We start from the raw sequence: 12,138 nt of genomic DNA on the forward strand, positions 1-12,138 counted from the left end.
AATGAACTGGAAATACCTGAGCGTTACCGTCGCATTGGCCGGCCTGGCGGCGGCGATGCCCGCGAAAGCCGATCAGCTCGACAACATCATGTCGGCAAAGACCCTGCGCTGTGCGACTTTCGCCGACGTTCCTCCCTTCGCTTCGCCCGATCCGAAGACCCGCGAAATGGCCGGTTTCGACGTCGATCTCTGCGGCGCCATCGCCAAGGAATTGGGCGTCAAGGCAGAAATCAAGCCGGTTTCGGTCGAGGCCCGCGTGCCTGAGGTCAAGCTTGGCCGCGTCGACATCACCGTTGCCAACCTTGCCTATACGCTGAGCCGCGCCGAGCAGATCCAGTTCAGTGATCCCTATTATCTCGCCAAGGAAATGCTGATCGTGCCGGCGGACGATGCCGGCAAGACGAAGGCCGATTATGCAGGCCAGCGCATCGCTTCGACCAAGGGCTCGACGTCAGAAATGTCGATCAAGCTCAACAAATCGGAACCGCTGACGTTCCAGGATACCGCCTCGGCCTATCTCGCCGTTCAGCAGGGCAAGGCGCGCGGCATGGTGGCCAACACCATGACGACGACCAAGTTCGTCAATGAATCGAAGAGCAAGGGCAAGGAAATGCGGATGATCGAAGAGCCGATGCTCTACCAGCCGATCGGCATCGGCATGGCCAAGGATCAGCCGGCGCTCACCGCCAAGATCAACGAAATCCTGCACAAGCTCGATGAGTCCGGCGAGATCAACAAGATCTGGGACAAGTGGCTCGGCCCGAGCACCGAATATAAGATGACCCGTACCGACAAAGTCGTGCCGCTCGCGCAGCTGAAATTCGACCCGATCCCGTAGACCAACCGGTCTTCGGAACCTCCCGAAGACAATTCAACCGAGATCAGACGGCGGGATATGCCCGCCGTCTACTAACGAGGTGAGGCATCCATGATCCATATAAAAGACATCGCTGAACGGCCCAGCAAAGCCGACGTCGAGGCCGTTTCCAGATTTTCGCCGGCGACCATCCACGAAGCCCAGGGACGCCGCGGCGCACTCTCCTCGCGGCTCAAACCCGTCGACTACCGCATGAAACTCTGCGGTCCGGCATTCACGGTCAAATGCGCGCCGCGCGACAACATCATGCTGCAGCTCGCCATCAACTACGCAAAGCCGGGCGACATCATCGTCGTCTCGGCTGGTGAATACGAAGAGGCCGGTTCCTTCGGTGACGTGCTTGCCAATGCCTGCCTGGCAAAGGGCATCGGCGGTCTCGTCACCGACACCGGCGTGCGCGACACGTTGCAACTGCGGGAACTCGGTTTTCCGGTCTTCTCGCTCAGCGTCTGCATCAAGGGGACGGTCAAGGAAACCATCGCGGCGGTAAACGACACCATCATCGTCGGCGGCGAAACCATCAATCCCGGCGATATCATCGTCGGCGATGCCGACGGTCTGGTGGTCGTGCGCAGGCAGGAAGCCCAGGAAGCCGCCCGGCTGTCGCAGGCCCGCGAAGATGCCGAAGCCGGTTATATCGCCGCCTACAAGGCGGGCAAATCGGTCATCGAGGTCAGCAATCTGGCACCGGTGCTGCAAGCCAAGGGCCTTGTCGTCAACATCTGACAAGCGAGGGAGGGCTCCAAGGGCTCACACTCAAAGATCGATCTGGACACTATTATGGACACATGTTCTATAACGCGGACAGATTCGACGGGAGCGCGCCATGCATTTTTCCATGTGGACCTATCCCTGGGATATCCAGGACCAGGGGCTCGGCGTCTTTGCCGCCGAGCTTACCGGCCGGGCAGGCCTGACAACGGTCAGCCTGGCGACCTCCTATCATGCCGGCCGCTTCCTCCAGCCGCGGAGCCCGCAGCAGAAGGCCTACTTCCCGGAGGACGGAACGGTCTATTTCCGGCCTGATGAAAGCCTGTGGCAGGACAAGCCGATCCGGCCGCTGATGGCGGGCAACGTGACCGAGCGCGGCGATATGCTGGAAGCGCTCGTCAGGAAGCGCGAGGCGACAGGTCTAAAAGTCTCCTGCTGGACGGTCTGCCTGCACAATACCCGTCTCGGCACGCTGCATCCCGATCATGTGACACGAAACGCCTTCGGCAATCCCAATTATTACAACCTCTGCCCCTCCAGCCCAGCCGCGCGGGATTATGTCGTCACTCTCGTGCAGGACCTCACCACAAACTACCGGCCCGAAATGGTCGAGCTCGAGAGCCCGAACTTCATGGGCTTCGCGCATGAATACCACCACGAGAAAGACGGCGTCGGCCTCAATGCCGAAGACGATTTCCTGCTGTCGCTCTGCTTCTGCAAACATTGCACTTCGCGCGCCGCAAAGGCCGGCGTGCCGGTCGAAGGCGCGCGCCGATCAGTGGCGCGCTTCATCGACGAGCTCTGCGAACGAGCCGTGCCGGAGCGGCAGTTCCCGGATTTCCCGACGGCTGGCATCGATGCCTTCCGCGGTCATCCCGATCTCCATGCCTATCTTGCGTGGCGCAGCGAGCCGGTGACCAGCCTGATCGGCGAGATCAAGGCCGCGGCCGATCCGGCGACGCGTATCGTGCTTATCGATTTGAAGGACGGCTGGCTCGGCGGCGTCGATCTCGCAGCCGTCGGCAAGCTCTGCGACGGTGCGATTCTTTGCTGTTACGACATGACGCCGGAGGCCGTCGGCGATGTCATCCGAGCCGGCCGGGCGGCACTTGGATCGGAAAAATTCCTGGGCGTCGGCCTGCGTGTCTTCTATCCCGAGGTCGGCGAGGCTGCAGTGCTGGCGGCCCGCGCCAGGGCCGCCGTCGATGCCGGCGCCGACGGCGTCAATTTCTACAACTACGGCCTCATTCCGGCAAAGCGCCTCGACTGGGTCAGGGCCGCCGTGGACGCAATCAGTTAAGTGGGATCTCGCGCGGGGGATCGGCTCAGGATGCGATAGGTTCGGCGACCTGGATCAGGCAGTCCCCGGCCTGGCTGTCGCAATGCAGCCTTTGGGAAATAACCATGCCGCTCTCGGAAAAGCGCAGCTCTTCCTCCGGCTGCTCCAGGCGTTCCAGATCATGATACCATCCCGCCAGATCGCCGGCGGCAACGGCGGTACCGAGCGCGACAGCCGGCTCGAACCAGCCTCTGCGGTTGGCGTAGATGCCCTGGCTGTGCCGGGATAGCGAAAGCAGTTGCAGCGGCCCGGGCTGAGAGAGTGGTCCGCGCGACAGGACCGGGCGCTCAACGATGCCGAGTGTCAAAAGCAGCCGGTCGATTGCCGCCGCCGTGAAGGTCATCGTCTCGGGCGTCACGGTTCCGCCGCCGCCAAATTCGCCGGAAAGCCCGATCGTCCCCGCCCGCGCGGCAGCCCCCATCGATGTCGGTGCCGCCGGTCCGTTATCGGCAATGAAGGCATAGGACGCACCGAGCGCCCGCATCAGCGACACGGACCGCTCGAAGCGGGCGGCATCCGCCTGCCGCTCGATCAGCGTGCAGGGCAGGTGGGCCATCGACGTGCCGCCCGAATGCAGGTCGAGCAGGACGTCGTGGCGCGGAAAGAGTTCACGTTCGAGGAAATGCGCCATCCGCGCTGTCGGCGACCCCAAAGGATCGCCGGGAAAGGCCCGGTTGAGGTTGCCGCCGTCAAAGGGCGAACAGCGCTTGGCCGCCATCACCGCCGGCAGGTTCGCCATCGGCAGGATGGTGACGGCGCCGCGGATTTCCGCAACATCCAACAGTCGCATCAGCCGGCCGAGCTGCAGTTCACCCTCATACTCGTCACCGTGATTGCCCGCCATCAGCAACAGAGACGGACCCTCGCCATTCCTAAAATGAAGGACCGGGATGCGGATCTGATAATAGGGCGAACGGTCTACCGAATAAGGAATGGCGAGGTGGCCGGCCTGCCGGCCCTCGCGCGAGAAGTCGATCGGGTTGACGAGGCCGCTGTGCATGATGTCTCCAGTCCGGGCGGTTACTGCGCCCTCAGAGCGCGGCGATCGCGGTCATTTCGACGCGCAGATCGGGATCGGCGAGGCGTGCTTCGGTGCAGGCGCGCGCCGGCGGGTTTTCGATGTCGATCCAGCCGTCATAGACGCCGTTCATCGCCTCGAAATCGACGATTGCGGGAAGGAAAACATTGACGGCGATCAGACGCGAGCGGTCCGTACCGGCTTCCTTCAAAAGAGCATCGATTTTGCCGAGCACATCACGAGTCTGCTCTTCGATCCCAGCCTTGCGATTTTCCGCGACCTGGCCGGCAATATAGACGAGACCGCCATAGCTGACGGCTTGGCTCATTCGCGAACCTTTCTGATAACGCTGGATCATGGGCAGGTTTTCCTTTTCTTGCTTTTTGGAAGGAGAGGTCAGCCGAAGCTTGTGAGATAGGCCGCCGTCACCGAATGCTCGGGGTCGAGACCGTAGAGAATGGCGTGCCGGTCAAGGCAGGTGCATGGATGCGAGATGCCGAACTCGATCACGTCGCCGACGCGGACGTCACTGCCCTCGGCGAGGGCGACGAAGGCGTGTTGATCGTTGAGTCGGAAAACCTCGGCGCCCTTGAGATCGCCGATATATGCTCCATCGCGATAGAGCGCCAGCGGCCGTGGCAGGCCCTGGTCCATCGCCACGTCGCGCAGGCCCATGCCTGAGATCGCAAGCCGCGGCTCCGGCCGCGACAGGACTTCGGCCCAGACCCGCAGCGCCGGACGAAACCCTGCCGCCGCCGAAAGCGTCTCGCCAGCCACACGGAAACCGCCGCGCGCATCGAGACCGGCAAGGCCGCGCTCGTAGACGCCGTGATCGTGGAAGAAGATGGCGCCGCTGCGCAGGATCAGCCGGCAGGCCGGATCGGCCGCAACCGCGGCCGAAAGCCCGGCGATCACGACATCGAAAAACACCGAGCCGCCTGATGTCACAAGAAGCGGCCGGTCAGGGCCGGTGCGGGCGCGCACCTTCGGCAGAAAATCTGCCGTCATTGCCATCAGAGTCTCGATGCGAAGCATCGTCTCTGTCGCATCGACGGTCGCGGCAGCACCTTCATAGGCGGCGATGCCGCTCAACCGGAAGGTCGACGTCTCGGCGGCAAGGATTGCATCGAGGACTGTCTCCGCGGCAGCGGCGCTACGGAGACCGGCGCGACCTGCGCCGAGCTCCACCAGCAGGCCGAGCGACGGCAGGTCCGAACGCTCGCGCCATGCGGACCGGAGCGCTTCGACAAGCGCTGCCGAATCCACGAAGACGTGAAGTTCAGCATCGGGATATCGGCAAAGCAGGGCGGCAAGCCGTCTGGCCGCGGCCACGCCGCCGATCTCGTTGGCGAGGATCAGGCGGCGCTGTCCAGCCTCGAGCAGGACGGCGGCCTGGCGGATATCGGCGACTGTCGTGCCCCAGGCACCCGCCGTCACAAGCGCCTCTGCAAGCACCGTCGACATCGGCGTCTTGGCATGCGGGGCGATTTCGGCGCCATGGCTTTTCACATAGGCCATCATCAGTTCGACATTGGAGGAGAAGGCCTGCCGGTCGAGCGAGATCAGCGGCAGAGCCATCCTGCCGTCATAGGGCTTCCACCCCTGCTTGCCGATTTCCGAGAGCGAAAGCGGCGGATGCCCCGGCGGAAAACCGCGCACCCGCTCATCGATCAGCGCGTTTTCCCACGCAGCATGAAGGTCAGACAAGGCAATCCCTCCGGGCGTCGGCCGGGTCGGCGATGCCGAGACGGTAGGTGTCGTTGGCGGTGGCAAAGAACAGAGCGCGCTGCTCGTCCAGAGAGAATTGTGAGGCGACCGTTCGGAAAATCTCATAGATCTCGTCGAAAGAGGCGTGCAAACCTGCGACCGGAAAGTCGCTCGCAAACATCGAACGTTCAGGACCGAAACATTCGAGGCAATGCTCGATCACCGGCCGCAGGCTTTCGAGTGTCCAGTCATTGTCGTAGGCGACGAGATCGGAAATCTTCAGCCGCACGTTGGGCTCTCTGCCGAGCGCCCGCAGGCCGCGGCGCCAGAGCGCCATGCCCTCCTGTGTCCTGTCGGCAGGGCTTCCGCCGTGATTGAGCACGAAAAGCGTTTGCGGAAAAGCCCGGGCGAGCTCGAGCGCTTCACCCATCTGCCAGGGATAGAGCATCAGGTCGAAGACGAGCCCGAGCCGCGTGGCATGGGCAAGGCCTGCTCGCCAGGCAGGATCGCTCATGCGATCCGGACGCGACGCAAAACTCTTGGCCACATCGGGATGCCAGCTCAGAATATCGCGGATGCCGACGACGTTGGGATGTTCCGCTTCCGCCTCGAGCAGGCGCAGGGCGTCCGGCCGGTCGAGGTCAATGCCGGCGATATAACGGTGCGCCACACCGGATCCGCGGTCGAGGCCATCCAGCCAGCGGCTCTCCTCCAGCGGATAGGCAGCGGACCAGCCGGCCTCGACATGGACGGTCGCAACCACGTTCTGGCGCGCGGCGTCGGCTCGATAATCGTCGATGCCATAGTCGCGCAGGATCGGCGCCAGGCTCCCGAACACCATCCCTTCACCTGATACCCGCGCTTTATGAAGCCAGGGATGACGCTGAAGGCCGAGGTCCCAGAGATGGTGGTGCGGGTCGATCACCGGCCCATCATAGCGTCCCGTCATCGGCGCGCCTCGCGGCCGGAAACGAGCAGAAGGGCGAGGATCAGCGTGCCGAACATGATCGACCGCCAGCCGGGCGAAGCGTTGACGACGGTGATCAGCGCCGTCGCCGTCACAAGCAGGATCGCTCCCGGGATGGTCCCGGCATAGGTGCCGCGGCCGCCGAGGATCGAGGTGCCGCCGAGCACGACGGCAGCGATTGAGGTCAGCAGATAGGGATCGCCGATGCCGACATAACCCTGCCGGTTCATGCCGAGAACCAGAATGCCGGCAAGCCCTGCGAAAAGGCCCGACAGGGTATGCGCGATCAGCGTGTTGCGAGTGACGCTGACGCCGGAAAGCCGGGCGGCCAGCGGGTTCGCCCCGAGTGCCAGGAAACGGGCGCCGATCGGCATGCGGTGGACGAGCAGCAGGACGACGACCGCGACAGCGAGCCAGAGAATGATGCCCGAGGGAATGCCGAGCGGCCGCGCCTGCCCAAGCAGGATGACGGCGGGATTGCTGACGGTGACCGCACTTCCGCCGGCAACGATGACGAGCAGGCCCTGCAGGAAGGTCGCCATGGCAAGCGTCATGATGATCGGCGGGACGCGGAGATAGGTGGCACCTGCGCCGTTCATCAAGCCGATGCCGGTGGCGATGGCAAGCGCCGCCGCGATGCCGGCAAGGCCGGTCGGATCCCATGCCGGCGAAATCAGCGGCAACAGGATCGCCGTGACCGTGATGACAGCGCCGACGGAAAGGTCGATGCCGCCCATCAGAATAACCAGCGTCTGCCCGGCGGCGACGATGCCGATCACGGCGGCGAGTTCGAGGAGGTAACGCAAGTGGCCGTAGGCGCCGAAGCCGCGCAGCGTGAAGCTTGCGATGATCCAGACGAGCGCCACCAGGAGAAAGGTCAGGAACGGCGGGTTGCGGAATGCCGATCTGATGATGTTCATCGCCTTGCCCTCCATGCGCAAAGAAGTTCCGGAACGGCGACCGCGCCGACGATGATCAATCCTTGAGCGACATATTGCGCCACCGGCGGGAAGCCGAGGAAGAACATGACGTTGATCATGACCGAGAGCAGCAGGCTGCCGCAGATCGCACCGCGCATCGTGCCCTTGCCGCCGAGGAAGCCGACGCCGCCGAGCACGGCGGCAGCGATCGAGTTCAGCGTGAAGGGCGTGCCGATGACAGGATCACCGGAGCCGGTCTGCGCGGCGACGAAGAGGCCGGTCAGCGCTGCCAGCAGACCGGAGAGCGCAAAAGCCGTGACTTTCACCCGTTCGACCGGCACGCCGGAACGGAATGCGCCGACCGGGTTGTCGCCGGCCGCATAGATGCCGAGGCCGAGCGGCGTGGCGAGAAACAGCTTCCACAGCGCCAGGATCGCCAAGAGCATCAGAAAGGCGACGGGCGTATGGCCGGCCAGCACCGTCGACAGCCAGTCGGGAACGATGCCACCCGGCCGCGGCAGCAGGATGAGTGCGACGCCGCTGATGATGAAGGAGCCGGCGAGCGTGACGATGATAGCGGGAAGCCTCAGATAGGTGACGATGGCGCCGGTGGCGGCGCCGACCGCAAGGCCGGCGGCGGCGACCGCGAGAATGCCGCCCGACACGCCGAGCGCCCCTTCCATCGTCGTCGCGGCGATGACCGCGCCGAGGCTGACGAGCGGACCGATCGCCAGCGTGATGCCGCCGTTCAGCATGAGCAGCGCCTGCGCCATGGTGACGAGTGCGAGCGGGAACCAGTTCTGCGTGAACTTCGAGAAGCCGCCGATCGAAAGGATGCCCGGAAAGAGCATCGCATAGAGGATGAGAAAGGCCGCGACGACAAGATAGAGGCCGGAGAGGCCGCGATTGCGGCGCATCTGGATCGAGGGATAGAGCCGGGATGAAGAATTGGTGTTCATGCCGCCTCTCCCTGTGCCGTGGTGCTGACGCCCATGGCCGCACCGACGATCGCTCCTTCACTGATATCATCCTGCGACAGCACCGCCGCGACGCGGCCCTCGCGCAGAACCACGACACGATCGCAGAGATGCACGAGTTCCGGCGTATCGGAACTGGCGAGAATGACGAGCCGCCCCTCGGCGGCGAAGGCGCGGAGCATGAGATAGATTTCCCGCTTGGTCTCGATGTCGACACCGCGCGTCGGGTCGTTGAGCAGCAGCACGGACGGATCGAGCGGCAGCCATTTGGCGAGCGCCACCTTCTGCTGGTTGCCGCCGGAAAGCGCCTGCACCGGCCGGGCCGTATCACCCTTGATCGTCAGCCGGTGTGCGAGCTTGGCGACCAGGCCGGTTTCCGCCCGCCGGTCGCGCAAGCCCTTGGCGGCAAGCCGTCCGAGCGACGGCAGGATGAGATTGGAGGCGATCGAATGCGACAGCACCAGCCCCTCGTGCTTGCGGTCGGCCGGGACATAGACGATGCCAGCCGCGTTCGCCTCGCCGACGTCAGCGGGCAGGCCGGACTTGCCGGAGACTTCCGCTCGGACGGCTGACGAAGGAATGGCGCCGTAGAAGCCAAGCAGCAGGTCCTCCTGCCCTTGACCCACAAGACCGCCGATGCCGACGATCTCGCCGGCGCGGGCGGAGAAGGCGATGTCGCGCACCGTGCCGGCGGAAAAGCCTTCGACGCTGATGCGTATGACACCGGGTGTAGTGGCGCCGCGCGACGGGAACAGGTCGCCGGTCTCGCGGCCGACCATGAGACGCACCAGCCCTTCGCCGTCGATGCCGGAGAGCGACTGATCCGCAGTGACCCCGCCGTCCTTCAGCACCGTGACATGCGAGCAGAGCGCCTGCACCTCGTTGAGGCGGTGGGAAATATAGAGGAGTGCCATGCCGCGACCCCGGAGCGCCTCGATCAGCCGGGCGAGGACGCCGGCTTCATGGGCCGAGAGTGACGAGGTCGGCTCGTCGAGGATCAACACGCGCGGCTTGCGGAACAGCGCCTTGGCGATCTCCACCATCTGGCGGCGGCCGAGCGCGAGGTCGGCGACCGGCATGTCGAGCGGTTCGGTGAGCCCGACCATGCCGCAGACCTCCTGCACCCGGCGATGAAGCGCTCGGTAATCAATGAGGCCGAAGCGGCGCGGAAAGGCGCCGAGCCCGATATTTTCGGCAATCGAGAGGCTGGCCGTCAGGCTCAGCTCCTGCTGAACCACAGCGATACCGGCTTTGCGGGCCTCCGCCGGGCTGAAACGCCCGACGGGTTTGCCGTCGACAAGGATGGACCCGCCGTCGGGCTGGAGGGCGCCGGACAGAAGGTTGATCAGGGTGGACTTGCCGGCGCCGTTTTCGCCGAGCAGGGCATGAACCCTGCCCGGCAGAAGGGCGATGTCGACGCCCTTCAAAACCGGATTGCCGAAAAATCCCTTGAACACCTGCCGGGCTTCCAGCAGCGGGTTTTCTTCCGTCATGACGACGTTCCCCAGACGCGGATTACTTGGTCAGCAGCTTGTCGAAGAGCGCCTTGTCGTAGTCCGAGTAGATATAGCCGTCGGCCGGGAACTTGTCGGCCCGTGCGAGATAGCCGCCGATCGAGCTGTCGTCGATGACAGGCAGCGGCACCTTGACGAAGGCCGGGACATCCTTGCCTTGCAGCGCCTGGACCGCGGTATAGACGGAAAGCGCGCCGAGCCAGTTGGGCTGCATCGTCGCCCAGCCCTTCAGCCCCTTCTCTTTCCAGAGCTCGAGGAACTGGCGGGCATTTTCACCTGTTGTCGGCACCTGATCGCGGCCCTGACGCTCGAAGGCGAGGACGGAGCCGGCAGACAGGGCTCCGCCGAGCGACAGCACGCCGTCGATTTCGGGATTGGCGAAGAGCAGGCTCGTCATCGCTTCCTGTGCCGGCGCGACATTATATTCCGTGTTGGTCTCGGTGATCACCTGGATGCCCGGATTGGCATCGAGAACCGGCTGGGCGCCCTTGCGGCGGTCGTCGCTCACCGAAATGCCGGCCGGACCGTTCATGACGATGATCTTGCCCTTGCCGCCGAGCTGGCTCACCATCCACTTGGCAGCCGTCGCGCCCCATTCGTTGGAATCGGTGTTGATCTTCGCCGTCACCTTGTCGGTATTGACCAGGCTGTCGAAATTCACCACCGCAATACCCTTGTCGCAGGCGTCGGAGATGACGCGGTCGAGGGCGGTGGAGGAACCGGCGATCACGACGATGGCGTCGACATTGGCATCGATCATCGACTGGATATGCTGGATCTGCGTCTGGGCGTTGCCCTGCGCATCGGTGATCATCAGGTCTTTGACGAGACCTGCCTTTTTCAACTCCTCCACCTCGGCCGTAATCGTGCCTTCGGTCTGTTTCATCCAGGTCGGCACCGAATAGATATTCGCCCAGCCGATCGTGAAAGGCGCCTTCCTGTCACCCTTGATGCAATTGGCGGCAGCCGAGGCCGAGCCGGTGGAAAGAACGAGAAGGGCGGCAGCAGCGGCAGCGCCGGCGAGAAGGCGGCGGCGACGCGAGGCAGAAATGCTGTTTTCAGAATTTTTCATGTCGATCCCCTTTTGTGTGGCAGCCTTAATGCTTGCCATCTGTTTTTGTCCAATATAATGTACATATGATCTAAATACCGGACGGCCGATCTTATGCCGATTTTTCCACCTCGCAAGAGGGGTGATAAAAATTTTCGTCGGCCGGGAACAACAGGATCGGTTGACAGATGCGGCAGAGGGTTTGAAAAGCTTGGCCGAACAGAAATTGGGATCGACAGCAATGGACGCAATTCAGGACGAAGCAATCGGCAAGCGTGCCCGAGGGCTCGACCGCGCCTTCGAAATCCTCGATTTCCTGCGCCAGAAACGGCAGGCTTTGAAGCCGAATGAAATCGCAGCGCAGATCGGCGCGCCGCGTTCATCGGTTTATGAGCTCGTCAACTTGCTGCTGAGCAATGGCATTCTGGAATTCACGGGCGGCGAGGGGCGCGTCTATCTCGGCCGTAAGCTTTATTTCCTCGGCGCCGCCTATGAAAACCATTTCGATTTCACCCGCGAATGCGAGGCCGCGCTGGAACAACTCGCCGACGAAACGCGGGAGACGGCGCAGTTCTGCATGCTGGACGGAAATAAATATACGGTCGTGCGCATGCGCGAAGGCGCGCGGCCATTCCGCATTTCGACCGATATCGGCCAGTCGGTGCCGATCCCGTGGACAGCCTCCGGACGTCTGCTCGTCGCGCATCTGTCCGATCAGGAAATCCTGAACTTCATTCCATCGCAGGATTTTCGTCTGCCGAACGGCGAATGGCTCGATCCGCAAAGCTTCATCGTCGAGGTCCGCCAGGCCGAGCGAGAAGGTCTCTTTACCTTCAACAGCATCGTCGACAGCTTTACCCATTGTTTTGCCGTGCCGGTGCGGGGCGAGGAGGGTCATGCGGCTGCAACGCTCTGCCTGGTCACGCCGCGCGACGACGGCATCGCGAACCGCGACCGCTACCTCGATTGCCTGAAGAAGGCCGCCGCGGGCTTGGAGCATGCCCCGGCCCGGCCGAAACGAGGCTGATACCGAACACGCATTAATCGCCGGCGTGAC

Annotated in this window: 12 protein-coding genes; 4 read left to right on the top strand and 8 right to left on the bottom strand. The window is 63.6% G+C overall.

What is annotated here, in order from left to right:
- Position 1 precedes the first annotated feature (1 nt).
- The 3 genes from GGD53_RS22030 to GGD53_RS22040 all read left to right on the top strand — a co-directional run bounded on the left by GGD53_RS22030 (position 2) and on the right by GGD53_RS22040 (position 2,888).
- Positions 2–838, top strand: coding sequence for an ABC transporter substrate-binding protein (locus GGD53_RS22030; protein ID WP_184458981.1), 837 nt, complete (start codon positions 2–4; stop codon positions 836–838).
- A gap of 90 nt (positions 839–928) precedes the next feature.
- Positions 929–1,603 carry a 4-carboxy-4-hydroxy-2-oxoadipate aldolase/oxaloacetate decarboxylase gene (locus GGD53_RS22035; RefSeq protein WP_184458982.1) on the top strand — a complete coding sequence of 225 codons (675 nt, stop codon included), beginning with the start codon at positions 929–931 and terminating at the stop codon, positions 1,601–1,603.
- A 100-nt stretch (positions 1,604–1,703) separates the two neighbouring features.
- The gene (locus GGD53_RS22040) at positions 1,704–2,888 is read left to right on the top strand and encodes a hypothetical protein (RefSeq protein WP_184458983.1); all 1,185 of its coding nucleotides are present in this window, start codon (positions 1,704–1,706) and stop codon (positions 2,886–2,888) included.
- A gap of 25 nt (positions 2,889–2,913) precedes the next feature.
- Here GGD53_RS22040 and GGD53_RS22045 read toward each other — a convergent pair whose 3' ends face one another.
- Genes GGD53_RS22045 through GGD53_RS22080 form a run of 8 tightly spaced genes read right to left on the bottom strand, consistent with a single transcriptional unit; the run spans position 2,914 to position 11,102 of the window.
- Positions 2,914–3,927 carry a succinylglutamate desuccinylase/aspartoacylase family protein gene (locus GGD53_RS22045; protein WP_184458984.1) on the bottom strand — a complete coding sequence of 338 codons (1,014 nt, stop codon included), beginning with the start codon at positions 3,925–3,927 and terminating at the stop codon, positions 2,914–2,916.
- Between the two features lie 31 nt (positions 3,928–3,958).
- The gene (locus GGD53_RS22050) at positions 3,959–4,303 is read right to left on the bottom strand and encodes a RidA family protein (protein WP_088394588.1); all 345 of its coding nucleotides are present in this window, start codon (positions 4,301–4,303) and stop codon (positions 3,959–3,961) included.
- Positions 4,304–4,341: 38 nt separating this feature from the next.
- Positions 4,342–5,652, bottom strand: coding sequence for an alanine racemase (locus tag GGD53_RS22055; RefSeq protein WP_184458985.1), 1,311 nt, complete (start codon positions 5,650–5,652; stop codon positions 4,342–4,344).
- Positions 5,645–6,601 carry an amidohydrolase family protein gene (locus GGD53_RS22060; RefSeq protein ID WP_184458986.1) on the bottom strand — a complete coding sequence of 319 codons (957 nt, stop codon included), beginning with the start codon at positions 6,599–6,601 and terminating at the stop codon, positions 5,645–5,647. Before GGD53_RS22060 ends, GGD53_RS22055 begins: the two co-directional genes overlap by 8 nt.
- Positions 6,598–7,539 (bottom strand): ABC transporter permease, encoded by a 942-nt coding sequence (locus tag GGD53_RS22065; protein WP_184458987.1) that lies wholly within the window; start codon positions 7,537–7,539, stop codon positions 6,598–6,600. Before GGD53_RS22065 ends, GGD53_RS22060 begins: the two co-directional genes overlap by 4 nt.
- On the bottom strand, positions 7,536–8,498 hold the full coding sequence (locus tag GGD53_RS22070; protein WP_184458988.1) for an ABC transporter permease: 963 nt from the start codon (positions 8,496–8,498) through the stop codon (positions 7,536–7,538). The genes GGD53_RS22065 and GGD53_RS22070 overlap by 4 nt, the downstream gene beginning before the upstream one ends.
- Positions 8,495–10,009 carry a sugar ABC transporter ATP-binding protein gene (locus tag GGD53_RS22075; RefSeq protein ID WP_184458989.1) on the bottom strand — a complete coding sequence of 505 codons (1,515 nt, stop codon included), beginning with the start codon at positions 10,007–10,009 and terminating at the stop codon, positions 8,495–8,497. The genes GGD53_RS22070 and GGD53_RS22075 overlap by 4 nt, the downstream gene beginning before the upstream one ends.
- A gap of 22 nt (positions 10,010–10,031) precedes the next feature.
- Positions 10,032–11,102: an ABC transporter substrate-binding protein gene (locus tag GGD53_RS22080; protein ID WP_184458990.1), complete on the bottom strand. Its 1,071-nt coding sequence runs from the start codon at positions 11,100–11,102 to the stop codon at positions 10,032–10,034.
- 220 nt (positions 11,103–11,322) lie between these two features.
- On the opposite strand from GGD53_RS22080, the gene GGD53_RS22085 reads away from it, so the two are divergent.
- Positions 11,323–12,108: an IclR family transcriptional regulator gene (locus GGD53_RS22085; RefSeq protein ID WP_184458991.1), complete on the top strand. Its 786-nt coding sequence runs from the start codon at positions 11,323–11,325 to the stop codon at positions 12,106–12,108.
- Positions 12,109–12,138 lie beyond the last annotated feature (30 nt).

This window comes from Rhizobium aethiopicum (genome assembly GCF_014197535.1).
Lineage (GTDB): Bacteria > Pseudomonadota > Alphaproteobacteria > Rhizobiales > Rhizobiaceae > Rhizobium > Rhizobium aethiopicum_A.

Excerpts from the sequence above, each read along its gene's own strand:
- GGD53_RS22035 (WP_184458982.1), top strand. The coding sequence starts at position 929 with ATGATCCATATAAAAGACATCGCTGAACGGCCCAGCAAAGCCGACGTC.
- GGD53_RS22050 (WP_088394588.1), bottom strand. The coding sequence starts at position 4,303 with ATGATCCAGCGTTATCAGAAAGGTTCGCGAATGAGCCAAGCCGTCAGC.
- GGD53_RS22045 (WP_184458984.1), bottom strand. The coding sequence starts at position 3,927 with ATGCACAGCGGCCTCGTCAACCCGATCGACTTCTCGCGCGAGGGCCGG.
- GGD53_RS22060 (WP_184458986.1), bottom strand. The coding sequence starts at position 6,601 with ATGACGGGACGCTATGATGGGCCGGTGATCGACCCGCACCACCATCTC.
- GGD53_RS22080 (WP_184458990.1), bottom strand. The coding sequence starts at position 11,102 with ATGAAAAATTCTGAAAACAGCATTTCTGCCTCGCGTCGCCGCCGCCTT.
- GGD53_RS22070 (WP_184458988.1), bottom strand. The coding sequence starts at position 8,498 with ATGAACACCAATTCTTCATCCCGGCTCTATCCCTCGATCCAGATGCGC.
- GGD53_RS22075 (WP_184458989.1), bottom strand. The coding sequence starts at position 10,009 with ATGACGGAAGAAAACCCGCTGCTGGAAGCCCGGCAGGTGTTCAAGGGA.
- GGD53_RS22040 (WP_184458983.1), top strand. The coding sequence starts at position 1,704 with ATGCATTTTTCCATGTGGACCTATCCCTGGGATATCCAGGACCAGGGG.
- GGD53_RS22085 (WP_184458991.1), top strand. The coding sequence starts at position 11,323 with ATGGACGCAATTCAGGACGAAGCAATCGGCAAGCGTGCCCGAGGGCTC.
- GGD53_RS22030 (WP_184458981.1), top strand. The coding sequence starts at position 2 with ATGAACTGGAAATACCTGAGCGTTACCGTCGCATTGGCCGGCCTGGCG.
- GGD53_RS22065 (WP_184458987.1), bottom strand. The coding sequence starts at position 7,539 with ATGAACATCATCAGATCGGCATTCCGCAACCCGCCGTTCCTGACCTTT.